The sequence below is a fragment of the Streptomyces sp. NPDC088254 genome (assembly GCF_044740925.1).
In the GTDB taxonomy this organism is placed as follows: Bacteria; Actinomycetota; Actinomycetes; order Streptomycetales; family Streptomycetaceae; genus Streptomyces.
Genome location: NZ_JBIURQ010000001.1, coordinates 686452 through 713445 on the forward strand (window position 1 = coordinate 686452; position 26994 = coordinate 713445).

Genomic DNA, 26994 nt, shown 5'->3' on the forward strand with positions numbered 1-26994 from the left:
GTTGTCCCCCGAAGTCCGAGGTACCGAGCAGTGATCCCCGCCCCGTCAGGTCCGTCCCCTGTCGTCACCGTCGTGGGCATCGGAGCCGATGGCTGGGAGGGCGTCACCGACGCCGCCCGCAGGGTCCTTCGCGATGCCGAGGTTCTGATCGGCGGCCCCCGCCAACTGGATTTGCTGCCGTCCGAATGCGTCGGCGAGCGGATCGCCTGGCCTTCGCCGCTGCGCCCTGCGGTGCCTCGGCTGCTCGCGGAGCACGCCGGCCGTCGCGTCGCCGTACTCGCGAGCGGGGATCCGATGTTCTACGGCATCGGACGCGCCCTCGCCGAGGAAGCCGCCTCACTGCGCGTTCTGCCTCACCCGTCGTCCGTGTCCTACGCCGCGGCCCGCCTCGGCTGGCCACTGGAGGACATCGAGGTCGTCACCCTCGTCGGCCGCCCCGCCGCCCGCCTCGCCGCCGCGCTGCACGACGGCCGGCGCCTTCTCGTGCTCAGCGCCGACGCCACCACCCCCGGCGACGTCGCCGCCCTCCTCAGAGACCGCGGCTTCGGACCCAGCCGTATGCGGGTGCTGGAACAGCTCGGCGGTGACCGGGAACGTACGACCGCCGGGACCACCGCCGACGACTGGGCGCAGGCCCACCCGCCCGGCGATCCGCTCAACGTCGTGGCCATCGAGTGCCGGCGCGCTCCGGACGTCCAACGGCTCGGTGCGGTGCCGGGGTTGCCCGACGAGGCGTACGAACACGACGGCCAGCTGACGAAGAAGCATGTCCGTGCTGCCACGATGGGCGCGCTCGCCCCCGCTCCCGGCGAACTGCTGTGGGACATCGGCGGTGGGTCGGGTTCGATCGCCATCGAGTGGATGCGCGTTCATCCGTCGTGCCGGGCGGTCACCGTCGAACGGGACCCGGTGCGTGCCGAACGCATCGCGCGCAACGCCGAACGGCTCGGCGTACCCGGGCTGCGTGTGGTCACCGGGGACGCGCCTGCCGCCCTGGCCCGACTCCCGCGTCCGGACGCGGTGTTCGTCGGAGGCGGACTCACCGCACCCGGCCTCATCGAGGCTTGCTGGGACGCGCTGCCCGCCGGCGGGCGGCTGGTCGCGAACACCGTGACGCTGGAATCCGAAGCGCTGCTCGCCGACGCCTACCGCCGGCACGGCGGCGAGCTGGTGCGGCTCGCCGTGGCACACGCCGTTCCCGTGGGCGGCTTCACCGGCTGGCGGCAGGCCATGCCGGTCACCCAGTGGTCCGTACAGAAGTCCCTCAACCCCGTTCCAGGAGCAGACGCATGACCGTGTACTTCATCGGCGCCGGCCCCGGCGCCGCCGACCTGATCACGGTGCGCGGCGCACGGACGCTCGCCAGATGCCAGGTGTGCCTGTACGCGGGCAGCCTTGTCCCGCGTGAATTGCTGGCGGAGTGCCCGCCGGACGCACGCCTGGTGGACACGGCTCAGCTCAACCTGGACCAGATCACCGCCGAGTTGGTGCGCGCCCACGAGGAAGGCCAGGACGTGGCCCGGCTGCACTCGGGCGACCCTTCGGTGTTCAGTGCGATCGCCGAGCAGATGCGCCGGCTGGACGCGGCCGGGGTGCCCTACGAGGTCGTCCCCGGCGTCCCTGCCTTCGCCGCCGCTGCCGCCTCCCTCAAGCGGGAGCTGACCGTGCCCACCGTCGGTCAGACCGTCATCCTCACCCGCGTCGCCAACCGTGCCACCGCCATGCCGGAGGGCGAGGACCTTGCCACGCTGGGCCGCAGTGGGGCGCTGATCGTGCTCCACCTCGCCGCCAAGTACGTGGATCGTGTCGTCGACGAACTGCTTCCGCACTACGGCGCCGACTGCCCCGCCGCGGTCGTGGCCTACGCCTCCCGTCCCGACGAACTGATCCTCCGCGGCACGCTGGACGAGATCGCCGGAAAGGTGAAGGCGGCGGGCGTGCTGCGTACCGCGGTCATCATGGTGGGGCGGACGCTGGGAGCGGAGCAGTTCCGCGACAGCCACCTGTACTCGCCGGAGCGGGAGCGTCATGTCTGCTGAGGAGGTGATCCCCATCCTGCGGGTGAGGGACGCCGCCGAGGCGGTCAGGTGGTACGCGCGGCTCGGCTTCGTCCAGCAGTGGGAGCACCGGTTCGAGCCGGGGCTCCCCGTCTTCACCGAGGTGGCCCGGGGCCGGGTGCGCATCTTCCTCTCGGAGCACGAGGGCGACGCGCGGCCCGACACCCTGGTGTATCTCAGGGTGACCGACATCGACGCCGTGGCCGCGGAGTTCGGCGTCCGTATCGAGAACGCACCGTGGGGCCGCGAGCTGCAACTTCGCGATCCCGACGGCAACCGCCTCAGGGTGGGGCCGGCCGGCGAGTGACCGGTGGACACGGTGTCTCGGCGGGGATGCTTCAGGCCACCGAGCTGCGGCCCACGATCGCCCCCGCGCGGTCGATGCAGATGACGTCGACCGCGACCGGCGCGCCGCGCAGCACGGCCAGAGCCTCGTCACGGGCCGCCTTCGCCACCAGGTCACCGAGCGGCACTGCGGCGCCCTGGCACAACTGCAGTGCCGCCAGGCCGGTGTTGGCGGCGGCCACCTCCGCGGCGAGCGTCTCGTCGGCACCGCCGTGCCGGGCCAGTTCGGCGAGGAAGCCCTTGTCGACCTGGGAGCGGCCGGAGTGCAGGTCCAGGTGGCCCGCCGCGAGCTTGGAGAGCTTGGCGAAGCCGCCGCAGATCGTGAGCCGGTCCACTGGGTGGCGGCGGATGTACTTCAACACCGCGCCCGCGAAGTCGCCCATGTCCAGGAGAGCGTCCTCGGGCAGGCCGTACTCGGCGACGACCGTCTTCTCGGACGTGGAACCGGTGCACCCGGCCACATGGGTGCGTCCAGCCGCCCGGGCGACGTCCACTCCTCGTCGGATGGAGTCGATCCAGGCCGAGCAGGAGTACGGCACGACGATCCCCGTGGTGCCCAGGATGGACAGGCCGCCCAGGATGCCGAGACGGGGGTTCCAGGTGGAGTGGGCGATCTCCTCGCCGTGGTCGACGGACACGGTGATCTCCACGTCGCTGCTGCCGCCGTGGCGTGCGGCGACGGCGGCGATGTGCTCGCTCATCATCCGGCGGGGGACGGGGTTGACGGCCGCTTCACCGACGGGCAGCGGGAGTCCGGGCCGGGTGATGGTGCCCACTCCGGGGCCGGCTTTGAAGACGACGCCGCTGCCCGCGGGCAACCGCCGGACCGTGGCCCGCACCAGCGCACCGTGTGTGACGTCGGGGTCGTCCCCCGCGTCCTTCACGATCCCGGCCATGGCCGAGCCTTCGGACAGCTTCTCCGCGGCCAGCGCGAACGACGGCGTCTGTCCCTTGGGCAGCGTGATCGTCACCGGGTCGGGAAACTCACCGGTCAGCAGGGCGGTGTACGCGGCCGTCGTGGCCGCCGTCGCGCACGCACCGGTGGTCCAGCCGTGGCGCAGGCCGGTGTGTTCCAGCTGGGCTCGGCGGCCGCCCTTCGCCTGACCGGAACCCTGTGGTTCGCCCACACCGTTTCCACTCACGCCTCGACCCTTACTACTCCTCATGAACGGACCCGGACTCCCATGCACGTACTGATCCTCGGCGGCACCACGGAGGCCCGCCGCCTTGCGGAACTGCTTCACGGCGCCCCCGGGCTGAAACTGACCAGCTCCCTAGCGGGTCGGGTCGCCAGCCCCCGGCTCCCCCCGGGCGAGACGCGCGTCGGCGGCTTCGGAGGGGCGGAAGGGCTGGCCGCGTGGCTGCGTGAACACGCGGTCGACGCGGTCATCGACGCCACGCACCCCTTCGCCGGGACGATCAGCTTCAACGCGGCACAGGCCGCTGCCACCAGCCATGTTCCCCTGCTCGCCCTGCGCCGGCCCGGCTGGGTCCCCGTAGCGGGCGACCGGTGGCACGAGGTGAGCTCGCTGGGTGAAGCCGCCCGGTCGCTGCCTGCACTCGGCCGACGAGTCTTCCTCACCACCGGGCGTATGGGGCTGGACGCCTTCGCGGACCTCGACGACCTGTGGTTCCTCGTACGGTCCGTGGACGCACCCGAGTCGCCGCATCCGGCCCGCATGGAGGTGCTGCTCGATCGCGGCCCCTTCACGCTCGAAGGGGAGCGTGAGCTGTTGCGGCGCCACCGTATCGACGTCGTCGTCACGAAGGACAGCGGTGGGGCGGCGACCGCGCCGAAGCTCACCGCCGCGCGAGAGGCCGGGCTGCCCGTCGTCGTGGTCCGCAGGCCACCGGTCCCCGAGGGTGTTTCCGTCGTGGCCGACCCCGAGAGCGCGGCGCAGTGGGTCCGCGAAGATCTCGAACAGGGCCCGTTTTCGGTCCGTTGACCGAAACCTGGCACGAGCTTTGCTGCGGTCATATTGTTGTTGCAACAGGTTCGCAGAAATCTGGAAGGCGCGGCTGAAAACAGCCGCTCGCCGAAAAGTAAGGGTCACGCCCCATGACCACCGCTCCTGATTCCGCTCCTGAACGGCCGACCGCTCCGGCCGTCGGCCGCGGCATCTCGTGGCACCGCATCCGCACCTCGATGACCCGCAAGGAATGGGCCAGCGCCGGCGGGATGGCCGCCTTCATCCTGGCCCTGCATGTCATCGGCTGGTTCACCCTGGTCGCGATCGTCGCTCCCGAGCACTACAGCCTGGGCACCAAGACCTTCGGCATCGGCATCGGCGTCACCGCCTACACCCTCGGCATGCGGCACGCCTTCGACGCCGACCACATCGCCGCCATCGACAACACCACCCGCAAGCTCATGAACGAGGGGCAGCGCCCGCTGTCCGTCGGCTTCTGGTTCTCCCTCGGCCACTCCACCATCGTCTTCGCCCTCGCCTTCCTGCTCTCCCTGGGAGTGAAAGCGCTGGCCGGACCCGTCGAGAACGACGACTCCGAGCTCCACAGCATCACCGGCTGGATCGGCACGACCGTCTCCGGGACATTCCTCTACGCCATCGCGATCATCAACCTGCTGATCATGGCGGGGATCTGGAAGGTCTTCCGCGAGATGCGCTCCGGCCACTTCGACGAGGCCGCCCTGGAGGAGCAGCTCAACAACCGCGGCTTCATGAACCGGCTCCTCGGCCGCCTGATGAAGTCGATCACCAAGCCGTGGCAGATGTACCCCCTGGGTGTCCTCTTCGGCCTCGGCTTCGACACCGCGACCGAGATCGCCCTCCTCGTCCTCGCCGGCTCCGGCGCTGCCTCCGGCCTGCCCTGGTACGCCATCCTGTGCCTGCCCGTGCTGTTCGCGGCCGGCATGTCGCTGCTGGACACCATCGACGGCTCGTTCATGAACTTCGCCTACGGCTGGGCCTTCTCCAAGCCGGTCCGCAAGGTCTACTACAACCTCACCATCACCGGCCTGTCCGTCGCCGTGGCTCTCATCATCGGCACCGTCGAACTCCTCGGCCTGATCGCCGAGAAGGCCGACCTGCACGGCGCGTTCTGGGACTGGATCGCCGGCCTCGACCTCAACATCATCGGCTACGTCATCGTCGGCCTGTTCTTCGCCACCTGGGCCGTCGCCCTGCTGGTGTGGAAGGTCGGCCGCATCGAGGAGAAGTGGACGGCGGGGCTCGCCCAGCCGGCCACGGCTCAGGAGCACGGAGAGTAAGGCAGGTGGCGGTGCCGGCCGTGCGGCGCGGCACCGCTCACCCTTACGCCTCGGGATAGCGGCGCGGGGTCCAGACGATCTCCTCGCCGTCTCCGCGCCGTACCACCTGCGTCTGCGAGGAACCGACCAGCAGGACCGTGCGCATGTCGACCTCGGCCGGTTCCAGTTCGCCCAGCCGTACGACGCGTACAGACTCCTGCGGACCACCCACGTCCCGTGCGACCACCACCGGAGTCTCCGGCGGCCGGTACTCGAGCAGCAGCTCGCGGGCCTTGCCCACCTGCCAGGTGCGGCTGCGTGAACCCGGGTTGTACAGGGCCAGGACCAGGTCGGCCGAGGCCGCGGCACGCAGCCTTCCCGCGATGACCTCCCACGGCTTGAGCCGGTCGGAGAGGGAGATGGTCGCGTAGTCGTGGCCGAGGGGAGCGCCCGCCCGTGCCGCGGCCGCGTTGGCCGCGGTGACACCGGGCAGCACGCGCACCGGCACGTACCTGTACTCCTCCTGCGAGGCGGCCTCCAGCACCGCGGTGGCCATCGCGAAGATCCCCGGATCGCCTCCGGACACCACGGCCACCCGCCGCCCTCGCTGGGCGAGTTGCAGAGCGAACTCGGCGCGCTCGGCCTCGACCCGGTTGTCCGAGCCGTGCCGACGCTGGCCCGGCCGTACGGGCACGCGGTCGAGATAGGTCGTGTAGCCGACGAGGTCGTCAGCGGCGGCCAGAGCGCCCCGGGACTCCGGGGTCAGCCACAGCGGCCCCGCCGGGCCGGTGCCGACGACCACCACCTCGCCCCGCTCGCGTGCGGGCGGCTCGGCGTCGACCTGGCTGGGCAGCACGGCGACCGAGAAGTACGGCACCGACTCCACTTCGACGTCGGCCAGTTCGGCCAGACGCTCCCCGGACATCGTGGCCCGCTCGACATACCGCGCCTCACCCAGACGCCCCGCAGTCTCCAGCGCACGGCGCACCTTGGGGAAGGTCCGGCCCAGCTTCATGACCACGGCGGCATCCGTCGCGGCGAGCCGGGCCGCCAGCTCCTCCTCGGGCAGTGTGCCCGGCAGGATCGTCAGGACCTCCTCGCCCTCCGCCAGCGGGGCCCCCAGCCGGGCCGCCGCCGCGCTCACGGACGTCACGCCGGGGATCACCTCGGTGTCGTAGCGGTCGGCGAGCCGCTTGTGCATGTGCATGTAGGAGCCGTAGAAGAGCGGGTCGCCCTCGGCGAGGACCGCGACCGTACGGCCGGAGTCCATGTGCGCGGCGAGCCGGGCGGACGCCTCGGCGTAGAACTCCTCCATCGCACCCTTGTAGCCGCCCGGATGGTCGGTGGTCTCCGTGGTGACCGGGTAGACCAGCCGCTCCTCGATGTGGTCGGCACGGATGTGCTTCGCCGCGATGGAGTGTGCGATCGACCGGCCGTGCCGGGCACTGTGGTAAGCCACCACGTCCGCTTCGGCAATCGCTTCGACCGCTCGTACGGTCATCAGAGAGGGGTCGCCGGGGCCGAGCCCCACCCCGTACAGCTTGCCGTTCACTCTTCCTCGCTCGCGATCGCGTTGAGGGCGGCGGCGGCGATGGCGCTGCCCCCGCGACGGCCGCGCACCACCAGATGGTCCAGGCCCGACGGGTGTGCGGCCAAGGCGTCCTTGGATTCGGCCGCGCCGACGAATCCGACCGGGACGCCGATGACGGCGGCGGGCCGGGGCGCGCCCTCCTCGATCATCTCCAGGAGGCGGAACAGAGCGGTGGGGGCGTTGCCGACGGCGACGACCGCGCCTTCCAGCCGGTCGCGCCACAGTTCCAGGGCGGCGGCGCTGCGCGTGGTGCCCAGCGTGGCCGCCAGCTCGGCGACGGCCGGGTCGGACAAGGTGCAGAGCACGTCGTTGTCGTCGGGAAGCCGCTTGCGGGTCACGCCGCTGGCCACCATCTGCACGTCGCAGAAGATCGGCGCGCCGGCGCGCAGGGCTTCGCGGGCCCGGGCCACCACCGCGGGTGTGTACGAGATGTCCTTGACGAGGTCGACCATCCCGCAGGCGTGGATCATGCGCACCGCGACCTGACTGACGTCGGCGGGCAGTCCTGCGAGGTCCGCTTCCGCGCGGATGGTGGCGAAGGACTGGCGGTAGATCGCCGCTCCGTCCTTCTCGTAGACGTGGGTGGTCACGGGTCTCTTCTCGCTGCTTTCGGTCGTCGTACGGGTCATGAGGTGATCGCCGCAAGTGCGGCGCGGATCCGGGAGGGATCTCCTACGGAGAGGGTTCGTGTGTTCTGGCCCGGCGCGGTGGCCGACAGCTGATAGCCGCCACCTGGGGTCGCGATGATGTCGATGTGCTCGCCATGAGGGCGGCCACAGCGGCGTTCACAGCCGGACCAGTACAGGGAGGGGCCTGCGCTGTTCCCGGCGTCGAGCGTCCGGGCCGCGTCGGCCCTCACGTCCCTGTGCGCCTTGGCGCAGCCGGGCCGGCCGATGCAGGCGCCCACGCGGAGCCAGGCGGATCCGGGTTCGGTGACGAGCCCGGCCGCGGCGAGACGGTCGAGTGACGCGGCCGCCAGCTCGGCCGTCAGGTCCGGAGTGGGGACGACGACGCCCCGCCAAGGGGTCAGCCGCATCTCGATGCCGGCGACCTGCGTCAGTGCCTCCCACTGATGCGGCGTGAGCCGCCCCAGCGGGACGTGCACCGAGAGCGCGTCTCCGACGAGTCCCAGGCGCGGGCCGCCCGTGACGCCGGTCGGTTCCGGGTGCTCTTGGTGGTCGATTCGCTCGGCAGCCAGACGGCGGCGTACGAGATGGGCCATCTCTTCGTCGGAAAGGGCGAGTTCGGATACCCGCCAGGCTTTGGTCCCGTGCGACCGTGCCGCCTCCAGGAACGCTTCCGCCGCCGCCAGCGCTGCCCGGGCCGCGTCACCGGCAGCGACGCGCACGGCCCCGGGAGTCAGCCACGCGCCCCCGTCCTCGATTGCGCGCACGGTGACATCGGCACCGAGCCCGGACACATCGCCGCGCCCGTCGTCCAGAGCGAACAGGAACCTGCCGGAAAGCTCAGTAGCAGCCTCGTTCGCGCAGAGGACTGTGTCCAAAGCTGTCAGCCATGGCCGTACGTCCTGCCGGCCCACGCCGTCGAGTCCTGACAGGGGTGAAGCGACGACGTTGCGTACCCGCTCGTGGTCCCATGAAGGCAACAACCCCGCAGTGTCGAGGACCTCGGCCAGCTCCGCGCCACATCCGGCGCGCAGCCCACGCAGTTGTACGTTGCCGCGCGAGGTCAGATGCACGTCACCGTCGCCGAGCCGTCGCGCCGCACAGCCGAGTGCCTCAGCCTGTCGAGTGGTCAGCACGCCGCCCGGTATCCGGATACGGGCCAGTGCTCCGTCGTCCGCCGCGTGCAGGCGCAGGGTGCCCGGGCAGGCGTCACCGCGGTCCCGGGGAGCCGGTCTGGCCTGGGACGACGGAGGAGGGGAAGCCGTGGGCATGGCGGTGAGCATACCTACGATCACACCGAATGTATGCCCCGCACTCTTCCTGTGACCCTTACTATGCTCCCCAGTGGATCATCCGGTCCACACCGCCACTACGGCGACAGGGAGGAAGCCCGGTGCGAATCCGGCGCGGTCCCGCCACTGTGAACCCGGTCCCGAGGGCCGGGTGAGCCAGGAACTCCCTTCCCCGCCCCTCGGTTCGGCCGAGCAGGGGAGACCCATTCCGACACCGCCCGGGGCGCGGACCCCGAGGAAGGCCAGGCGCCGCATGTCCACTCCGTCCGGGGAGCGTGCCCCGCACGCCCGCGAGATCCTGCTCCTGTCGACGTCCGACACCGACCTGCTCAGCGCCCGCGCGGCCGGCGGCCCGGTCTCCTACCGCTTCGCCAACCCCTCCCGCCTCGCACTGGAGGAGTTGCCGGCTCTCCTCGACGGAGTGGGCCTGGTGGTCGTACGCCTGCTCGGTGGCATCCGGGCCTGGCAGGACGGTCTCGACCTGCTGCTCGCTGACGGCCGCCCGGTCGTGGTGCTGACCGGTGAACAGGCCCCTGACGCCCAGTTGATGGCCGCTTCCACGGTCCCCGTCGGTATCGCGGCCGAGGCCCACGCCTACCTCGCCCACGGCGGCCCCGGCAACCTGGAACAACTCGCCCGGTTCCTCTCGGACACCGTGCTGCTCACCGGGCACGGCTTCGAAGCACCGGCGCCCGCCCCCACTTGGGGCCGGCTGGAACGCCAGTCCCAGCCGGCCGACGGTCCCACCATCGCCGTGCTCTACTACCGCGCCCACCACATGAGCGGCAACACGGCCTTCGTGCACGCCCTGTGCGACGCGGTCGAGGAGGCAGGGGGCCGGCCGCTTCCCTTGTACGTCGCCTCCCTGCGGGCCCCCGAGCCGGAGCTGATCGAGGAACTCCGTGCCGCGGACGCCATCGTCACCACCGTTCTGGCGGCCGGCGGCACCAAGCCGGCGGAGGCGTCGGCCGGCGGTGACGACGAGTCCTGGGACGCGGGCGCGCTGACCTCCGTCGACGTACCCATTCTCCAGGCCCTGTGCCTGACCGGATCGCGCTCCACCTGGGAGGCGAACGACGAAGGCGTCTCCCCGCTGGACGCGGCCAGCCAGATCGCCGTTCCCGAGTTCGACGGCCGTCTGATCACCGTGCCGTTCTCCTTCAAGGAGATCGACGCCGACGGCCTCCCGGCGTACGTCGCCGACCCCGAGCGCGCGGCCCGGGTCGCCGGCATCGCCCTGCGCCACGCCCGCCTGAGGCACATCCCGGCCGCCCGCAAGCGCCTGGCACTCGTCCTGTCGGCCTACCCGACCAAGCACTCCCGGATCGGCAACGCGGTCGGCCTGGACACCCCCGCCAGCGCCGTGGCGCTTCTCAGGCGGCTGAGGGCCGAGGGCTACGACTTCGGCGCCACCGACGTTCCGGGCCTCGCCTCCGGCGACGGCGACGAGCTGATCCGCGCCCTCATCGAGGCGGGCGGCCACGACCACGACTGGCTCACCGAGGAGCAGCTCGCCCGCAACCCGGTACGCATCCCGGCCGCCGACTACCGACGCTGGTTCGCCACACTCCCGAAGGAGCTGCGCACCGCGGTGGAGGAGCACTGGGGCCCGGCACCGGGTGAGATGTTCGTCGACCACAGCCGCAACAAGGACGGCGACATCGTCCTCGCCGCCCTGCGCTTCAACAACCTGCTGATCCTCATCCAGCCCCCGCGCGGTTTCGGCGAGAACCCGATCGCCATCTACCACGACCCGGACCTGCCGCCCTCCCACCACTACCTGGCCGCCTACCGCTGGATCGCCGCCGCGCAGTCGGAGGGCGGCTTCGGCGCGGACGCGATGATCCACCTGGGCAAGCACGGCAACCTGGAATGGCTGCCCGGCAAGAACGCCGGCCTGTCCGCCGCCTGCGGCCCGGACGCCGCCCTCGGTGACCTCCCGCTGATCTACCCCTTCCTCGTCAACGACCCCGGTGAAGGCACCCAGGCCAAGCGCCGCGTCCACGCCACGCTCGTCGACCACCTCGTCCCGCCGATGGCCCGCGCCGACTCCTACGGCGACATCGCGCGCCTGGAGCAACTTCTGGACGAGTACGCCCAGATCTCCGCCATGGACCCGGCCAAGCTGCCCGCCATCCGCGCCCAGATCTGGACGCTCATCCAGGCCGCGAAGCTCGACCACGACCTGGGCATGGCGGACCGCCCGGACGACGACGGCTTCGACGACTTCCTCCTCCACGTCGACGGCTGGCTGTGCGAGGTCAAGGACGCCCAGATCCGCGACGGCCTCCACGTCCTCGGCAACCCGCCCACCGGCGCCGACCGCGTCAACCTCGTCCTCGCCATCCTTCGCGCCCGCCAGATCTGGGGCGGCGCCACCGCCCTCCCCGGCCTGCGTGAGGCCCTGGGGCTGGACGAGTCGTCCGCGACTCGCACGACGGCCGACGAGGCCGAGGAGCGCGCCCGCGCACTGGTCCAGGCAATGGAGGACGCGGACTGGGACCCCGCCGCCGTACCCACCGAGCACGGCGAACAGGTAGCGGCCGTCCTGGAGTTCGCCGCCCGGGAGGTCGTACCGCGCCTGGCCGCGACCACCGCCGAGATCGACCACACCGTGCATGCCCTGGACGGTGGCTTCGTCCCGGCAGGCCCCTCCGGCTCGCCGCTCCGGGGCCTGGTCAACGTCCTGCCGACCGGCCGCAACTTCTACTCCGTCGACCCCAAGGCCGTCCCCTCCCGCCTTGCCTGGGAGACCGGCCAGGCCCTCGCCGAGTCCCTGCTGGAGCGCTACCGCACGGACAACGGCGACTGGCCCACCTCCGTCGGCCTGTCCCTGTGGGGCACGAGCGCCATGCGCACCGCAGGCGACGACGTGGCCGAGGCCCTCGCCCTGCTCGGCATCCGCCCGGTCTGGGACGACGCCTCCCGTCGCGTGACCGGCCTGGAACCCATTTCGCACGAGGAGTTGGGCCGCCCCCGGATCGACGTCACCCTGCGCATCTCCGGCTTCTTCCGCGACGCCTTCCCGCACACCATCGGCCTCCTCGACGACGCGGTGCGTCTGGCCGCCTCCCTGGACGAACCGGCCGAGATCAACCACGTCCGGACGCATGTACAGGCGGACCTGGCGGCTCACGGCGACGAACGCCGGGCCACCACCCGCATCTTCGGCTCCCGCCCCGGCACCTACGGAGCCGGACTGCTCCAGCTCATCGACTCCCGCGACTGGCGCACCGACGCCGACCTCGCCGAGGTCTACACCGTCTGGGGCGGCTACGCCTACGGCCGCGAACTCGACGGCCGGCCGGCGCGGGAGGACATGGAGACCTCCTACAAGCGGATCGCGGTCGCGGCGAAGAACACCGACACCCGCGAGCACGACATCGCCGACTCCGACGACTACTTCCAGTACCACGGCGGCATGGTCGCCACCGTCCGCGCCCTGCGCGGCACCGCCCCCGAGGCGTACATCGGCGACTCCACCCGCCCCGAGACGGTCCGCACCCGCACCCTCGTCGAGGAGACCTCGCGCGTCTTCCGGGCCCGCGTGGTCAACCCCAAGTGGATCGAGGCCATGCGCCGCCACGGCTACAAGGGGGCCTTCGAACTCGCCGCCACCGTGGACTACTTGTTCGGCTACGACGCCACGACCGGCGTGGTCGCCGACTGGATGTACGACAAGCTCACCGAGACGTACGTGCTGGACCCGACGAACCGGGAGTTCCTCCAGCAGGCCAACCCCTGGGCGCTGCACGGCATCGCCGAACGGCTCTTGGAGGCCGAGTCGCGGGGCATGTGGGCCAAGCCGGACCCGGCGGTGCTCGAGGAACTGCGGCAGGTGTACCTGGAGACCGAGGGGAACCTCGAAGGCGATGGATGAGGGATGCGTTATTGCGCACTATTCGCAATAACGATTAGATTGCAGGAGTGGTCGGTGGGCGCCGAAGCGGTGGGCCCACTGGCCGGGTGCGGGGCGTCGTCCCGCCTTTGACAGCGTCCGTTCTCAGGACGGCGCCTCGCACCCGTTCGCCCGTTCACTCGCCGCACCGGACGCAGCGGCCGTAGATGAGCAGTGATCCCGCAGCCCCCGGCTTCAGTCCGGCGAGTTCCGCGACGCGTTCCACGGCCTCCCCGAGTCCTTCATCTGTCAGGGCGTTCACCTGGCCGCACTGCTCGCAGACGGCGTGATGGTGCGTTTCGGAGCTGACGCCGTAGCGCTTCGGGCCGGGGCCGTGCACCGCGTGGATCAGGCCGGCTGCCGTCAGGGTTTCCAGCGTCCGGTACACGGTCGCTTGATCGTACGGTGTGCCGCGCCGGTCCAGTTCGGCCCAGGTCTCCGCGGAGGACAGGTGGAGCTCGGACGAAGAGAGCAAGGCCAGTATGTGCAGCCGGCTGGGAGTGCAGCGCAAGCCGTGCCGGCGCAGCAGCACCGAGACGTTCGGTGTCTCTGTCGCATCGGCAGGTGTCGACAACGAGGGCGTGGTCACGCTGCTGCCTTTCTCGCTGCGGACGAGGAGCCCGGATCGCGAACTGCTCTCACGCAGGTGGTTGCTAATGGTTCGTCCAAGTTCATGGCGCTGAGACTGGCGTGGCCACCCGCCCATGTCTCGTGCGACACGGGGGTCCTAGGTCCAACGCCTGATCGCAAGGTACCGTTCTTGCTGTTAGCGTGCAGCTGCATACCACTGGCAATAACGTCGGAGGACGTTGGACATGGCGCTTTACACGCTCCCGGAGCTTCCGTACGACTACTCGGCGCTCGCCCCCGTGATCAGCCCCGAGATCATCGAGCTGCACCACGACAAGCACCACGCGGCCTACGTGAAGGGTGCGAACGACACGATCGAGCAGCTCGCCGAGGCGCGGGACAAGGAGACGTGGGGCTCCATCAACGGCCTGGAGAAGAACCTGGCCTTCCACCTCTCCGGGCACATCCTGCACAGCATCTACTGGCAGAACATGACCGGCCCGAAGGACGGCGGCGGCGAGCCCCTCGCCCAGGACGGTGTCGGTGACCTGGCCGACGCGATCACCGAGTCCTTCGGCTCCTTCGCCGGATTCAAGGCGCAGCTTTCCAAGGCCGCGGCCACCACGCAGGGTTCGGGCTGGGGCGTGCTCGCCTACGAGCCGCTGAGCGGACGCCTGATCGTCGAGCAGGTCTACGACCACCAGGGCAACGTCGGCCAGGGCTCCACCCCCGTCCTGGTCTTCGACGCCTGGGAGCACGCCTTCTACCTTCAGTACAAGAACCAGAAGGTGGACTTCATCGAGGCCATGTGGGCGGTCGTCAACTGGCAGGACGTGGCCAAGCGCTACGCCGCCGCCAAGGAGCGCGGCGACAGCCTGCTCCTGCGCCCCTGACGACGCGCTCATCCAGATGTCCTGCTCGTGATCGTCTTCTCACCCTTCACGGCAGGCACGCAAGGAGGGCTCCCGCGGGCAAACGTGCCGGCGGGAGCCCTTCCGGTTCTATCGGTCGTTCGTGGCTTCGGAGACCTGATGCGTGAGGACCAGAATCTCGGCGTCGACCCTGCCCAGGGAGTCATCTCGGGGGACGGCCTTGAGACGCTCGGTGACACGGAGCCCTGCCGCGTGAACGTGCGGGACAAGCGTGTCATGCGTCCAGAGACGCTCGCGAACAGCGGCAAGGTGGGCGACAGGCTCTCCCTCGTCGTCCCGGATGGTGTCGGGCGTGAAGAGGGTGCGTGAGAAGTACGGCCCCTCGGTCGCGTAGCGCATGGCCGCGAAGAGCAGGTGCCGGCTGCCCCCGTCGTCTACGAAGTCAGTGGCGAGCAAGCCGTTGCGGCGGGCGTACGTGCTCAGGGCTGTCTCGCTGAGGACGGGCAGGCCGAAGACCCCGTCGCAAGCGAGCAGCGAACGAACGCGGGCGAGGAAGCCGGTGAGCGCCTCCTCATCGACGAACATGTTGACGGCCGTGTCGCCCAGCACCGCTGTCGCGTAGCCGCTGCCGGTCGGTGTCCTCGGGTTCAGGATGTCGCCGTGAACCACCCGGACGCGCGTGGCCGGCTGCGGATGCTGCTCCAGATGGGTGCGGAGGCGGGTGATGGCGGCACGGGACGTGTCCACGGCGGTGACCGACAGTCCCTTCGCGGCGAGTGCCAGGGCAACCCGGCCTCTGCCGCAGCCGATGTCCAGCACCGGCCCTTCGCGGCGAAGCGCGAGGGCGGTGAAGTGATCGAGGTCCCAGCTCTTCGTGGCGGTCTGCTGGTGGAGGTAGGGCTCGAACGGGTCCTCGTAGAAGTCCGTGACCCGCAGGGCGGGCAGCCGGTCGAGCAGATGCCGGAACGGGGGGAGGCAGATCCGCCGGACGTCCTCGGGGACGGTGGTCATCGTGGCTCAGCCACCTTGTCCGGCTCAGCGGCTTCACCGGCCTGGCTGGTGCGGGTGAGCGCGGCGTAGGCGATCGTGAGGGCGGCCAGGGCGGCTGCGGACATCCACAGCGGGGCGCGCAGGCCGAACAGGTCGGCTACGGCACCACCGGCAAGGGAGCCCAGAGGAACCGCCGCCATGGAGAAGGTGCGGTTGGCGCTGTTGACCCTGCCCAGGAGGTCGGCGGGGACGAGCCGTTGGCGGAGGGTGACGGACAGGACGTTCCAGACGGCGAATGCCGCGCCGGTGCCGCCCCAGGCCAAGGCGGCCAGGGCCGGATTCGGGAAAGCGGCGAGGGCGAGATCAAGGGCGGCGGTGGTGGCGATCGAGGCGATCTGCAAGCGGCGGCGGTCGTAGCGTTGCACCAGTGCCGGGGTGACCAGGGCGCCGGCGACGCCGCCTGTCGCGCCGACGGCCAGCATGATGCCGTAGCCGGTTTCCGAGACCCCCATGGGACCGCGTGCCAGCAGGACGAGGCTGGCCTCCCAGGCCATCGTGAAGAAGGTGAGGGCGGAGCCGGTGAGGAGGATGGTGCGGACGTAGCGAGCGCGCCACAGCCAGCGCATGCCTGCGACGGCGTCGGTGACGACGGTGCGGACGATCCGTTCACTCGTCATGCCGGGGTCGGAGGCGACAGGCGTGGTGGCCCGGATCCGGGCGAGCAGGAGCACGCCGATCGCCATGGTGACGGCGTTGAGGCCGAAGGGCAGGGAGGGGGAGAGGGCGAACAGGAGGCCGCCGAGGGCCGGACCGGCGAGGTCCTGGCCGAGGCGTTCGGCGGTGATGAGTGCACCGTTGGCCCTTTCCAGCTTCTCGTCGGGCACGATGCGGGGGACCAGGGACTGGGCGGCGTTGTCGTAGGCCGCCTCACCGATGCCCAGCAGGAACGCCAACGTGTACAGCAGGACCATCGACCGTACGTCGGCCAGAAGTACGAGAGCCAGTACGGCGAGCAGCACGGTGCGGGCGGTGTTCGCCCATGCCATGAACCGCTCCGGTCGGCTGCGGTCGACCAGTGCGCCGATGGGCAGACCGAACAGGAACCACGGCAGGAAAGCGACTGCGGTCAGGGCGCTCACGGAGAACGCGTCACGGGTCGTGGCCGCGGCCAGCAGCGGGAGGGCCACCACGCGGATGCCGTCACCGATGTTGGACAAGGTGGCGGCGGCCAGGACGCGAGGGAAGCGGGTGTCCGGGGCGGGGCTGGTCGTCACCGGGGCGGCTCCGCGACTCGGGTCCCGGCCAGGGCCGCGGTGAGGCGGCCGCGGGGAGCGGGTTCGGGCAGCGCGCTGTGCCGGTCGATGATGCGGGCGGCGAGCTGGTCGGTGTCGACGGAGTCGAGGAACGCCCGCAGCAGGGCGAGGCGTTCCTTGGCCTGGCCGGCGACGGCGTCCGGGGCGTCGGCGAACCGCCAGGGGAAAGTCTCCCGTAGTGCCGGCTCCTCCGCGACCGCCTGGTCGAGGAGGTCGTGCAGGACGTCGGCCCACATGGGCGGGGTGTCACCGCTGAAGGTGATGTGCACGGATTCGGTGTCGGTGGTCCAGGCATCGTGGACGTAGCCGCGAGGGACGTAGAGGGATTCGCCGGGATGCAGGTCGAGCTCGGCGACCACCGGGGTGTCGTACTGTTCACCCGGCCTGGGCATCGTGCGAGGCCACTGGACGGGTGGCGCCTGAATGCGCCAGTGCTTGACACCGTGCACCTGACGTACCAGGACGGACATCGGATCGTAGTGGGGACCGGCGCCGCGCGAGTGGGGCGGGGTGAGGTAGGCGCCGGCTGATGTGGCGAAGCCCAGATCGGCCGACAGCTGCTCGCAGAAGGTGGCGACTTCCGGGCAGTACCTCACCAGACCGCGCAGCACCACGGTCGCGCCGCGCTCCATCTCCCGGAACACGCCGTGCGGGTCGGCCACTCCGTCGGCCTGGCCTGCTGCGGTGCCGGTGCGATGGGTGAAGCGGGATGCGGGCAGGTAACCCCCGTTGTTCAGCAGCCTGATGTACGGGATGCGTAGTCCCCGGTTGACGATCAGGTCCTCGGCGAGGCGGAGGCCGAAGATGTCGTCGAAGGCGCCCAGGCCGTGGGAGTGGAGCGGGGCGGTCTCCCAGGCTCGGCGCAGCTCGTCGATGTCGCTGACCAGCCGGTGCAGCACCATGTCAGGTACTCCTGTTCATCGTTCAGGTCTTCAGCAGCCGCAGACGGGGTGTGTCGGCGAGGCCGAGGTGCGGGGCGAAGCGCCGGGCGCGTACGTCGAGATCGTCCAGGCTCGTGAAGCCGCGGTCGTACAGAGCGGGGACGAGCGAGGTGGTGTTCCAGCGCTGTAGGCAGCGACGGTGCAGGGCGGTCCGGGATATGCGATGAAGAACGTAACCCCGTTCGGCGAGCTGGGCATTGAGCTGGTCGGTCTCCTTCACCAACTCGTCGAGACGGGCCGCGCCCGGGGTGGCGCGGACCGCGTTGGCGAGTGCGGGAAGCGGTGCCAGACCGCCCGTCCAGCGGTATGAGCGCACCAGGGCGCGTGCGATCGAGGAGGCGGCGCTCTCGCGTGACCCGGTCGTCTCCTCATCACTCAGCCAGTACGCCAAGGGTGATGCTGCCGGATCGGCGTCGGGGAGTAACCCACGGCGTCGGGCAGCATCGGCAGCGTGCTGTTCGAGGAGGCGGATGTCCTCGTCCCGCCTGCCGCTGATCAGCTGCAGCACAGTGCGGTAGTGCAGGGCGGGGTAGTCGTCGGCGTATACCTGCGCTGCGGCGAGCACGGAGAGGGATTCGACGTCGGCAGTCCGTCGCCAGCTCTCCACGTGCACCGTGGTCGGTACGGGGGCGGGCCGAGGGGCGGATCGCGGTGACGCCTGGGCGAGGCGGGAGAGCAGGGCGTGGGCGTCCTGCGTCTTGATGTCCCAGCTTGCGGAGGGGCCGGCCACAGTCTTTCGTACGACATCGGCTGCTGCTCGAGAGACGCCCTCCGCCTCCTGGAGAATGCCCCGCCACGTACGGGCCGTGAAGGGCAGTCGTTCGGCGGCGGCCAGTAGCCGAGCCTCGTCCTCGGGTGTGATACGCCGGTGTCGGGTGAGACGGCGCAGGAGCACGCGCACGGAGATCAGGGCGACGGTCAGCGCGCGTGATCCGGCGTCGGGTTCGGTGTGGAGGAGGGCCACCTCGTCGTCGCGTTCGAGAAGTCCACTGGAGTACAGGCGGTACACGACGCCGCTGCCGGTCATGCCGTGGCCGGCGAGCTCGGCTGCCCTCAGCGCGCCCATGCTCGCCGCTCCGAACACCGCCGCACCGCGTGCGATGACCTCGCAGATCTCCTTGTGCCGTACGGAGGCCGACTGGAAGAACTGCCCGTCGAGGATGACCACACGGTCACCCGTACCGACCCGACTGGTCGTGAGGTCACCATGCCGCACGGGCGGATGGACCACCGCGTCCGGCAGCAGGCGGCGCACTGCGGACGCGCTCAGGGAGGGCCCGGCGTAGACGTGGGTGGTGTTCATCGGACCGCACCGCCGGTCCGGGGCTGTCCAGCGCCGGCACTGACATTCGTCCGGTCGTCGAAGGCGAGCCCCGGGGCGATCACCTTGACCACGGGGATGCCGGTCGGGCTGGGGAGTACCACGCGGACCGGCTCATTGCCCGTGCGGTCGGCGATGACCTCTGCCAGCTCGCGGACGTCGGCTTCGAGGTCGTCCGCGGCCGGTGCGTGCCACCAGGTGAGGGCCTGCGCGCCGAGGTTCTCCCTGACTCGGGCTCGGTCGGACGCCGTGCGGTAGAGCAGTGGTGGAAGGTCGTCGCGGGCGCCGGTGATGGCGGTCAGGCGGCTCTGTGCGGCCTCGGTCAGCGCGCGGCTCAAGGCGATGGCCGGGTCGGGGTGAGAGCCGGCGCCGGTGTAGGTGACGGGGTGGGCCTCGGAGCGGATGCGGGCCTCGAAGCAGGCGGGGTGGCGGTCGGCGATCACCACGTCGACGGTCACCTGTGCCGCGGCGTAGCGGTCCAGGAGACATCGACAGTCCGCGTCGTCGACCGAGCCGAGGTCCAGGCGCCGCCAGTCGGTGCGGGGCCGGGCGCGCAGCCGGGCCAGGGAGTCCCGCTCGCACAGCTCTGCCAGAGCGTGGGCGGTCGCCTCCGTCACGGTGTTGCCCGAGGCGAGGCCGTTGCTGGTCGTACGGAACAGCGGAGGGGTCCACTCGGGGCGGTACGCGTGGTCGAGTCGTACAGCGGGCTCCGGCACAGGGACCGATGCGCTGCTGAGAAGGCCCGTGCCTTCGAGCCAGGGCAACGGGAGGCCCGGGTGGAGCAGGGAACCTTCGGCGAGATCCAGGTCGGTGAGACGATACGGAAGGTCAAGTTCGCCAGCCCTGTACCTGTTTCGAGGCACGGTGAGATTTTCGGCGTGCCACAGTTCGATGGCCTCCATCGCGGCCGACACCCGTGCCGCCGCAGTGCTCAGTCCCTTGCCCTGGGAGACGGAGACCGTACGAGAGGCCGGGCGTACGGCTTGGAAGACGGGGATGCCGATGTCGTCAAGGCCGGTGACGTCGGCCATCCGGGAGATTCCGTAGCGCGGCAACTGGGTGCGAATGCGCTGCCAGGTCTCTTCCGGCGACACCACTCGGTGTGTGCCGCGGCGGTACCCCTTGACCGTCGTGTGGGCGCTGATCGTCGGCACCGCCCAACCCCCCGTCAGTCGATGACCCTTATCCGGAATCGCTGCAGTGCGGAACGCGGGGAGGGTGCGGAGCGCCATCCACTGGACGGACGTCGACAGGCAGGTCGGTGCGCCCCGCACCCGGTTCATGTCGGCGGCGTGCCGATCAGGTGTGGTGGGCGACGCTCACCACGGTCTCCTCGTCGGTCTCCTCGACCTCGAAGACCTCAGCCAGTTCCTCGTCGGAGTACTGCATGCTGCACCTCCTCTTCCCCTGCCAGGGGTCCCGGTGCGGGGCCCTGTCGCCACTCTGGCTCAAACACCCGCTCTCTGCAACCATTTGGTTATTGCAAGTCATGCGCAACAAGGGGGGCTTGAGTGATCGGTGTGACGAGCAGGCGTGTGCTGGCGACGGTAGTTGCGGCTGTGGCCCTGGCGGCCTGCGGAAGCGCGACGGACACCGGAAGCGGCGGCGGTCATCAGGCGGCATCCGCCGTCCACATGAAGCGCTGCGGCGAGGACATCAAGCTGGACAAACCGGCGTCGCGCGTGGTGACGCTCAACCAGCACGCCACGGAGCTGGTGCTGGCCATGGGCCTGGGAGACCGGCTGATCGGCACCTCGCTGCTGGACAATCCGGTACGGCCCGATCTGAAGACCGCCTACGACAAAGTGCCCGTGCTGTCCGAGAAGGCGTACCCGTCCAAGGAGAGCCTGATCGGCATGGCCCCCGAAGTGCTGATCGGTGGCTTCGGCCCCACGTTCAGCGAGGCCAACGGGCTGCCGCCCGACCAGCTGCGCTCAGCAGGCATCAACCTCTTCACCGTTCAGTGCAAGGGGCAGAAGCTGACCTTCGACTCCCTGACCGAGACCGTCACCGCGCTGGGGATTCTCTTCGGCGAACCGGAGGCGGCGCGGCGTCTGAACGCCCGGCTGGACGGGCAACTGGAAGCGGTGCGGGGGCAGGTCAAAGGCGAGAAGCCGGTGGACGTCCTCGTCTACGACTCCGGACAGACCGCACCGACGGTGGCCGGCGGACAGGGGCTGGCCGACACCCTGGTGAAGACCGGCGGTGGTCGCAACGTCTTCTCCGACCTGAAGTCCGACTGGGGTGAAACGAGTTGGGACGAGATCGTCCGTCGCGACCCCGACGTCATCATCGTGGTGGACTACTTCACCGCGCAGTCCACCGCCGAGGCGAAGATCAAGCAACTGCGGTCCGACCCGGTCCTCCGGAATGTGACCGCCGTGAAGAACAAGCGGTTCCTGGTCGTGGGACTGACCGGCTTGGGAGCGCTGAGCCCGCGCAACCCCGAAGTCGCCCACCAGATCGCCGACACACTGCACCCGCAGCGGTGACACGCGCCATGGCCGCCGCGGTGGCGGACCCGGTGCCGAGCGGACCCGAGCGGCTCATGACGCGCGGCCTCGTTCCCCTGCTCGTCGTGCTCGTCGTAGCCAGTGCCGGCGCGGGCATCGCACTGGGCTCGTTCCAGGTGCCCGTGGACGCCGTTCTCCGAGTGCTGTCGGCGCATCTGCGCGGCGAGGAGGTGACCGGCACCGACCTGCGCTACGACGCGATCGTGTGGCAGATCCGCCTGCCCCGCGTGCTGCTCGGCGCCTTGGTGGGCGCCGGCCTCGCCATGGTCGGCACCGTTCTGCAGACCCTGCTGCGCAATCCGCTCGCCGACCCGTTCGTCCTGGGCACCAGCTACGGCGCGGGCGTCGGAGCGGTGACCGTCACGCTCGCCGGAAGTGCCCTGGCCGGTGTCTACACACTGTCCGCAGGCGCCTTCGCCGGCGCGCTCGCCGCGACCGCCGTGGTCTTCGGCGTGGCGCGCGCCCATCGCGGTACGGGCGCGGGCCGTCTGCTCCTGGCAGGGGTCGCGGTGTCCTTCGTGGGGCAGGCGGTCACGAACGTGCTCGTCATGGTGGGTGACGACAGCGGCGGGCAGGCAGCCCGGTCGGTGCTGTTCTGGCTCATGGGGGGTCTGGGCGGGGCTCGCTGGACCTCTCTGACGGTCATCGCCGCGGCCACCTTCTGCGCGCTGCCGCTGTTCCTGCTGCGGGCACGCGCCCTGGACGCGCTGCTGCTGGGCGAGCAGACCGCCGCCAGCCTGGGACTGAGGCCGACTCGGCTGCGTACCGAACTGTTCGTCGTCACCTCCCTGCTGACGGGAGCGCTGGTGGCCGTCAGCGGCGCGATCGGCTTCGTAGGTCTGATGATGCCGCTGTTCACGCGGCTACTGCTGCGCACCGCGGAGAACGCTCGCGTCCTGCCGGTCGCCGCGCTGCTCGGCGCCGTCTTCCTTCTGTGGGCCGACCTGGCGGCCCGCATGGTCATCGCCCCGGCCGAACTGCCCGTGGGGGTGGTCACCGCGCTGTGCGGCGGCCCGGTTTTCCTGTGGCTGCTCATCAGACGCGGTGGTTCGGCCGCCACGGGGCTCGGCGGGGGAGGAGCACTGTGAACGAGCCGAAGCCGGCCCGGCTGTCGATCGACGGACTCGATGTGACGCTGTCCGGTGTCCCCGTGCTGCGTGACATCGACCTACGTGTGGACGCCGGCGAGGTGCTGGGCGTGGTCGGGCCCAACGGAGCCGGCAAGAGCACCCTTCTGCGCTGCCTGTACCGGGCCCTCACCCCGGACACCGGCACGGTGCTCGTGGACGACGCCGACCTTCTCGCCATGGACGCCGCAACGTCGGGCCGCCAGACCGCCGCGCTCCCCCAGGAGTCCGAGCCGATCTCGGGGCTGCGGGTCCGCCGGGTCGTCCTGCTCGGTCGTACGGCCTACCTGCGCACCTGGGAGAACCCCACCGCAAGGGACCACTGGATCGCCGAGGAGGCCATGCGCCGGGTCGGAGCGCTGGGGCTCGCCGACCGTGACATCGGCACCCTGTCCGGCGGCGAACGCCAACGCGTGCTGCTGGCCCGCGCCCTGACCCAGCAGCCCCGGGTCCTCGTCCTCGACGAACCCCTCAACCACCTCGACATACGACACCAGCTGGACGCACTCCTCACCGTGCGGGAGCTGGGCGTCACCACCGTACTCGCCGTCCACGACCTCGACCTGGCGCTGCGCTACTGCGACCGGTTGTGCGTCCTCGCCGGAGGAACGGTCGTCGCGGCGGGCCCACCCCGGGAGGTGCTCCAGCCACCTCTCATGGCCGAGGTGTTCGGCGTTCGCGCACGGCAGGTCGAGATCGCTCCCGGGCGGCACGGTCTGTGGTGCGAGCCCCTGGACACCTCCGGCATGCCGGCCGTCGCCCACCCCTCGCAGGAGGAACCCGCGTGCTGACAGCCCTGCTCGCCCACGCCCGGCCCGGGTACCGATGGCTCGCGGCGTCGGTCACCCTCGGAGTGGCGGTGTCCGCCTGCTACATCGGGCAAGGTCTGCTGCTGACCCTCGCCGTGGACCGTGGCCTGCACGGTGATCTCACTGGGGCCGTCGTGGCCTGCTGTGGCGCGCTCGCTCTGACCGCCGTACGCGCGGCCCTGACCTGGGCGCGCGAGGTCACGGCGGCGCGCGGCGCCGAGCACGTCAAGACGGCACTGCGGCTGCGTCTGTACCGGCATCTGATCACCCTCGGTCCCGGCTACACGACCAGGCAACGCACGGGAGCCGTGCTCACCACGCTCCAGGACAGCGTGGACGCCCTGGACCGGTTCGTCAGCATCTTCCTGCCCCAGGTGCTCATCTCCGTCATCGGTCTCGTGGGCATCGTCGCGGTTCTCACCGCGATCGACCCGCACGTGGCCCTGCTCGTGGCAGTCACAGCCGTCCTGGCCGGAGCCACGCCGCGGCTGCTGCGGCACCGCGTACGCCGTCTGAGAACGGACTACATGCGCGGCTGGCGCGGCCTGAGCGCCGACTACCTGGACGCCGTACAGGGACTGGCCGCGCTCAAGGCCGTCGGGGCACACCAGCCCTTCGCCACCCGACTCGTCCGCAGCGCCTGGGACTTCTACCGCTCCTCGCTCCGCTTCACGCAGATCGCCACCGTGTCCGCCGGCCTCGTCGGGTTCTTCGCCGCCCTCGGCACTTCCGCCGCCGTCGGGCTGGCAGCCTGGCAGTACGCCGCCGGAAGCCTGAGCCTGTCCGCCGTCTTCGCCGTCCTGCTGCTGTCCCGCGAGGCGTTCCGCCCGGTGACCGATCTCATGACGGCCTTCCACGCCGGACAGACGGCCCTGCCCGCCCACGAGGCGATCCGTGAACTGCTCGAAACCCGGCCGACGGTCGCCGACAGCGGGACACTGCGGGTTGCCGACCCTGACACGGCACCCCGAGTCGTCTTCGACGACGTCCACTACGCGTACCCCGGCCAGGACAGCCCGGCCCTCGACCACGTCAGCCTCACCCTGGAGGCTGGAACGACCACCGCCGTGGTCGGCCCCTCCGGCGCCGGAAAGTCCACCCTGGCACGTCTGCTGCTGCGTTTCGCCGACCCCGACCGCGGCACCATCACCGCAGACGGCCTCGACCTGCGTGAGACGCCCCTGGCCGACTGGCACGCACGGATCGCCGTCGTCTCCCAGGACGTGTTCCTCTTCCACGGTACTGTCCGCGACAACATCGCTTTCGGCCGTGCGGGGGCCTCGCGCAGTGACATCGAGGACGCGGCCCGCGCCGCTCACGCCCACGACTTCATCACCGCCCTGCCCGACGGCTACGACACGATCATCGGCGAACGCGGCATGCGCCTGTCCGGCGGGCAGCGTCAGCGCCTGGCCGTCGCCCGGGCTCTCGTCTCCGACGCACCGCTGCTCATCCTCGACGAGGCCACGTCCAGCGTCGACATCGCCGCAGAAAAGGCCGTCGTAGACGCTCTGGAGAAACTCCGTGCCGGACGCACGGTCCTCGTGATCGCCCATCGGCTGTCCACCGTCGCAGGCGCCGACCACCTCGTCGTCCTCACCGACGGGCACATCGCGGAAGCCGCCGCACCCACCGAGCTACTCAGCCGGGACGGGGCCTACGCCAGACTCATCGCCCGGCAGCGCGAGGGAGCCGTCTGATGACCTCCACGTCCGGATCCGAGACGACCACCGCACCACAAGGTCAACGCGCCGCCCTTCGCACACTGCTGCGACCTGAACGCGCACGCCTGCTCGGCGCCATCGGCTGTGGACTGCTCGACCAGGCTCTGGCCCTCACCGCGGCCCTCGTCGGTGCTCACCTGATCGGCAGGGCGCTGTCCGGCGCGGCTCCCGGCGACCTCACGCCGGCCCTATGGCTCCTGGCCGCCTTGGTCCTCCCCAAGGTCCTCGCCGCCTGGGCCGAGTCCTACCTCGCGCACGACCTCGCCTTCCGTGTCCTGGCCGACCTGCGCGACCGCTGCTACCGGTCCCTGGCCGCCCTCACCCCCGGCTACCTGCTGCGCCGTCGCTCCGGGGACATCGGAGCCACCGCGATGGCCGACGTCGAACTCCTCGAGCTGTTCTTCGCCCACAGCCTCAGCCCACTTGTCGTCGCCGGCTCCGTACCGCCCGCCTGCCTCATCGCGGCGTTCGTCCTGCACCCGATGGTCGGCGCAGCGCTGCTCCCCGCGATCATCCTCATGGCCACCGTGCCGTTCTGGCTGCGTCGTCGCTCCGCCGACCAGGGCCGACGCATGCGCGAGGCCACCGGTGAAGCCGCCGCGGAAACCGTCGACGCTGTGCAGGGGCTGGCCGAGACCATGGTCTTCGCCCGCCAGGAGACGCAGATCGAGCGCCTGCGCCAGGCCACCATGCAGCTGGGCCGAGCCACCCTTGCCCACCGGTCGCGCGGAGGCATCGAAAAGGCCGCTGGTGACGCCATCGCCGCCGTTGGCCTCGTCGCTGTCCTGCTCACCTCCCTGGCCCTCGTCCACAACGGCCACCTGGAGACGAGCCGGATCCCCATCGCGGCCGTCCTCGGCGGTTTCACCTTCCTCCCTCTGATGACCCTGGTCGACACCTGGCGCGAACTCGCCTCGGTCCGAGCCGCGGCCACCCGTCTCACCGACATCGTCACCGCACGGCCGGACGTCACCGACCAGTCGAGCGAGAACGCCACACCGAGCGGGGCGATCGAGCCCACCGTGACCTTCGAAGACGTCTGCTTCCGTTACGCCCCCGACCTGCCGGATGCGGTGCACGGCGTGTCCTTCTCCCTCCCCGCCGGATCCACGATCGCACTCGCCGGCCACTCCGGCGCCGGCAAGAGCACCTGCGCGTCGCTCCTCCTGCGCCATTGGGATCCCGGCACCGGAACGATCAGCGTCGGTGGCCACGACCTGCGCACTCTCCCCCTGTCCCTGCTGCACCGGCTGATCGTCGCGGTACCGCAGGACACGTATCTCTTCAACATGAGCATCCGCGACAACATCCGCGTCTCCCGCCCCGACGCCGACGACGCGGAAGTAGAGCGCGCCGCCCGTGCCGCCCACGCCCACGACTTCATCGTCGACGACCTGCCGAACGGGTACGACACCCAGGCCGGCGAACGCGGCGCGCACCTCTCCGGCGGACAACGCCAGCGCATCGCCATCGCCCGCGCGCTGCTGACCGAAGCCCCCGTCCTCGTCCTCGACGAAGCCGTCTCCAACCTGGATGCCGAAAGCGCGGCGGCTGTCGACCGCGCGCTCCGCACTACTGGGACAGACCGCACCACCCTGGTCGTCGCGCACCGTCCCTCCACCCTCCGCGCCGCCGACACGGTCGTCCTCCTCGCAGAAGGCCAGGTCATCGATATCGGTGCCCATGACGAACTTCTCGCCCGCTGCACGCACTACCGGCGCCTGCTCAGCGAGCAGCCGCACCACCCGGCTGAGGGACGAGTGGCGCGAAGTGTGTGATCGAGCGTGCCGTCACCCG

The 26994-nt window shown here is 70.7% G+C and carries 22 protein-coding genes and 1 riboswitch; of the genes, 12 read left to right on the forward strand and 10 right to left on the reverse strand.

Annotation, left to right across the window (positions count from 1 at the left end):
• Positions 1–30: 30 nt before the first annotated feature.
• From cbiE to ACIOC0_RS03190, 3 genes are read left to right on the forward strand one after another with little or no spacing between them, the layout of a single operon-like run.
• On the forward strand, positions 31–1293 hold the full coding sequence (cbiE, locus tag ACIOC0_RS03180) for a precorrin-6y C5,15-methyltransferase (decarboxylating) subunit CbiE (RefSeq protein WP_402151694.1): 1263 nt from the start codon (positions 31–33) through the stop codon (positions 1291–1293).
• Positions 1290–2039, forward strand: coding sequence for a precorrin-4 C(11)-methyltransferase (cobM, locus tag ACIOC0_RS03185; RefSeq protein WP_402151696.1), 750 nt, complete (start codon positions 1290–1292; stop codon positions 2037–2039). Before cbiE ends, cobM begins: the two co-directional genes overlap by 4 nt.
• Positions 2029–2364 carry a glyoxalase superfamily protein gene (locus ACIOC0_RS03190; protein ID WP_402151698.1) on the forward strand — a complete coding sequence of 112 codons (336 nt, stop codon included), beginning with the start codon at positions 2029–2031 and terminating at the stop codon, positions 2362–2364. The genes cobM and ACIOC0_RS03190 overlap by 11 nt, the downstream gene beginning before the upstream one ends.
• Before the next feature lie 31 nt (positions 2365–2395).
• On the opposite strand, the gene ACIOC0_RS03195 is transcribed toward ACIOC0_RS03190, so the two are convergent.
• On the reverse strand, positions 2396–3568 hold the full coding sequence (locus tag ACIOC0_RS03195; protein WP_402151700.1) for a cobalt-precorrin-5B (C(1))-methyltransferase: 1173 nt from the start codon (positions 3566–3568) through the stop codon (positions 2396–2398).
• An 18-nt stretch (positions 3569–3586) separates the two neighbouring features.
• Here ACIOC0_RS03195 and ACIOC0_RS03200 point away from each other — a divergent pair, with 18 nt between their 5' ends.
• Together ACIOC0_RS03200 and ACIOC0_RS03205 are read left to right on the forward strand one after the other, a co-directional pair.
• Positions 3587–4348 (forward strand): cobalt-precorrin-6A reductase, encoded by a 762-nt coding sequence (locus ACIOC0_RS03200; RefSeq protein WP_402151702.1) that lies wholly within the window; start codon positions 3587–3589, stop codon positions 4346–4348.
• A gap of 113 nt (positions 4349–4461) precedes the next feature.
• Positions 4462–5631 carry a HoxN/HupN/NixA family nickel/cobalt transporter gene (locus tag ACIOC0_RS03205; RefSeq protein WP_402151705.1) on the forward strand — a complete coding sequence of 390 codons (1170 nt, stop codon included), beginning with the start codon at positions 4462–4464 and terminating at the stop codon, positions 5629–5631.
• Between the two features lie 43 nt (positions 5632–5674).
• On the opposite strand, the gene ACIOC0_RS03210 is transcribed toward ACIOC0_RS03205, so the two are convergent.
• From ACIOC0_RS03210 to ACIOC0_RS03220, 3 genes are read right to left on the reverse strand one after another with little or no spacing between them, the layout of a single operon-like run.
• Positions 5675–7162 (reverse strand): precorrin-2 C(20)-methyltransferase, encoded by a 1488-nt coding sequence (locus ACIOC0_RS03210; RefSeq protein ID WP_402151708.1) that lies wholly within the window; start codon positions 7160–7162, stop codon positions 5675–5677.
• On the reverse strand, positions 7159–7830 hold the full coding sequence (locus ACIOC0_RS03215) for a precorrin-8X methylmutase (RefSeq protein ID WP_402151711.1): 672 nt from the start codon (positions 7828–7830) through the stop codon (positions 7159–7161). Before ACIOC0_RS03215 ends, ACIOC0_RS03210 begins: the two co-directional genes overlap by 4 nt.
• Complete coding sequence (locus tag ACIOC0_RS03220) at positions 7827–9110, reverse strand: cobalamin biosynthesis protein CobG (RefSeq protein WP_402153171.1); 1284 nt, start codon at positions 9108–9110, stop codon at positions 7827–7829. The genes ACIOC0_RS03215 and ACIOC0_RS03220 overlap by 4 nt, the downstream gene beginning before the upstream one ends.
• A 99-nt stretch (positions 9111–9209) precedes the next feature.
• Positions 9210–9285, forward strand: a riboswitch (cobalamin riboswitch).
• An 87-nt stretch (positions 9286–9372) separates the two neighbouring features.
• Here ACIOC0_RS03220 and cobN point away from each other — a divergent pair.
• Positions 9373–12999 carry a cobaltochelatase subunit CobN gene (gene cobN, locus ACIOC0_RS03225; RefSeq protein WP_402151714.1) on the forward strand — a complete coding sequence of 1209 codons (3627 nt, stop codon included), beginning with the start codon at positions 9373–9375 and terminating at the stop codon, positions 12997–12999.
• 154 nt (positions 13000–13153) lie between these two features.
• Here the strand turns inward: cobN and ACIOC0_RS03230 are convergent, their stop codons facing one another.
• Positions 13154–13606, reverse strand: a complete 453-nt coding sequence (locus ACIOC0_RS03230) for a Fur family transcriptional regulator (RefSeq protein ID WP_402151716.1) — start codon at positions 13604–13606, stop codon at positions 13154–13156.
• 226 nt (positions 13607–13832) lie between these two features.
• On the opposite strand from ACIOC0_RS03230, the gene ACIOC0_RS03235 reads away from it, so the two are divergent.
• Positions 13833–14480 (forward strand): superoxide dismutase, encoded by a 648-nt coding sequence (locus tag ACIOC0_RS03235; protein WP_402151719.1) that lies wholly within the window; start codon positions 13833–13835, stop codon positions 14478–14480.
• 108 nt (positions 14481–14588) lie between these two features.
• Here ACIOC0_RS03235 and ACIOC0_RS03240 read toward each other — a convergent pair whose 3' ends face one another.
• From ACIOC0_RS03240 to ACIOC0_RS03260, 5 genes are read right to left on the reverse strand one after another with little or no spacing between them, the layout of a single operon-like run.
• On the reverse strand, positions 14589–15470 hold the full coding sequence (locus tag ACIOC0_RS03240; protein ID WP_402151722.1) for a class I SAM-dependent methyltransferase: 882 nt from the start codon (positions 15468–15470) through the stop codon (positions 14589–14591).
• Positions 15467–16723, reverse strand: coding sequence for an MFS transporter (locus tag ACIOC0_RS03245; protein WP_402151725.1), 1257 nt, complete (start codon positions 16721–16723; stop codon positions 15467–15469). Before ACIOC0_RS03245 ends, ACIOC0_RS03240 begins: the two co-directional genes overlap by 4 nt.
• Positions 16720–17664, reverse strand: a complete 945-nt coding sequence (locus ACIOC0_RS03250) for a JmjC domain-containing protein (protein ID WP_402151728.1) — start codon at positions 17662–17664, stop codon at positions 16720–16722. The genes ACIOC0_RS03245 and ACIOC0_RS03250 overlap by 4 nt, the downstream gene beginning before the upstream one ends.
• A gap of 22 nt (positions 17665–17686) precedes the next feature.
• Positions 17687–19006 carry a TfuA-like protein gene (locus tag ACIOC0_RS03255; RefSeq protein ID WP_402151731.1) on the reverse strand — a complete coding sequence of 440 codons (1320 nt, stop codon included), beginning with the start codon at positions 19004–19006 and terminating at the stop codon, positions 17687–17689.
• Positions 19003–20178, reverse strand: coding sequence for a YcaO-like family protein (locus ACIOC0_RS03260; RefSeq protein ID WP_402151736.1), 1176 nt, complete (start codon positions 20176–20178; stop codon positions 19003–19005). The genes ACIOC0_RS03255 and ACIOC0_RS03260 overlap by 4 nt, the downstream gene beginning before the upstream one ends.
• Before the next feature lie 366 nt (positions 20179–20544).
• Between ACIOC0_RS03260 and ACIOC0_RS03265 the strand changes: the two genes are divergently transcribed.
• From ACIOC0_RS03265 to ACIOC0_RS03285, 5 genes are read left to right on the forward strand one after another with little or no spacing between them, the layout of a single operon-like run.
• Positions 20545–21516: an ABC transporter substrate-binding protein gene (locus ACIOC0_RS03265; RefSeq protein ID WP_402151739.1), complete on the forward strand. Its 972-nt coding sequence runs from the start codon at positions 20545–20547 to the stop codon at positions 21514–21516.
• Positions 21517–21524: 8 nt separating this feature from the next.
• Positions 21525–22625 (forward strand): FecCD family ABC transporter permease, encoded by a 1101-nt coding sequence (locus ACIOC0_RS03270; RefSeq protein ID WP_402151742.1) that lies wholly within the window; start codon positions 21525–21527, stop codon positions 22623–22625.
• A complete protein-coding gene (locus ACIOC0_RS03275) occupies positions 22622–23455 on the forward strand; it encodes an ABC transporter ATP-binding protein (protein WP_402151745.1) in 834 nt (277 codons plus the stop codon). The genes ACIOC0_RS03270 and ACIOC0_RS03275 overlap by 4 nt, the downstream gene beginning before the upstream one ends.
• Positions 23449–25173 carry an ABC transporter ATP-binding protein gene (locus tag ACIOC0_RS03280; protein WP_402151748.1) on the forward strand — a complete coding sequence of 575 codons (1725 nt, stop codon included), beginning with the start codon at positions 23449–23451 and terminating at the stop codon, positions 25171–25173. The genes ACIOC0_RS03275 and ACIOC0_RS03280 overlap by 7 nt, the downstream gene beginning before the upstream one ends.
• Complete coding sequence (locus ACIOC0_RS03285) at positions 25173–26975, forward strand: ABC transporter ATP-binding protein (protein ID WP_402151751.1); 1803 nt, start codon at positions 25173–25175, stop codon at positions 26973–26975. The genes ACIOC0_RS03280 and ACIOC0_RS03285 overlap by 1 nt, the downstream gene beginning before the upstream one ends.
• The last annotated feature ends 19 nt before the right edge of the window (positions 26976–26994 follow it).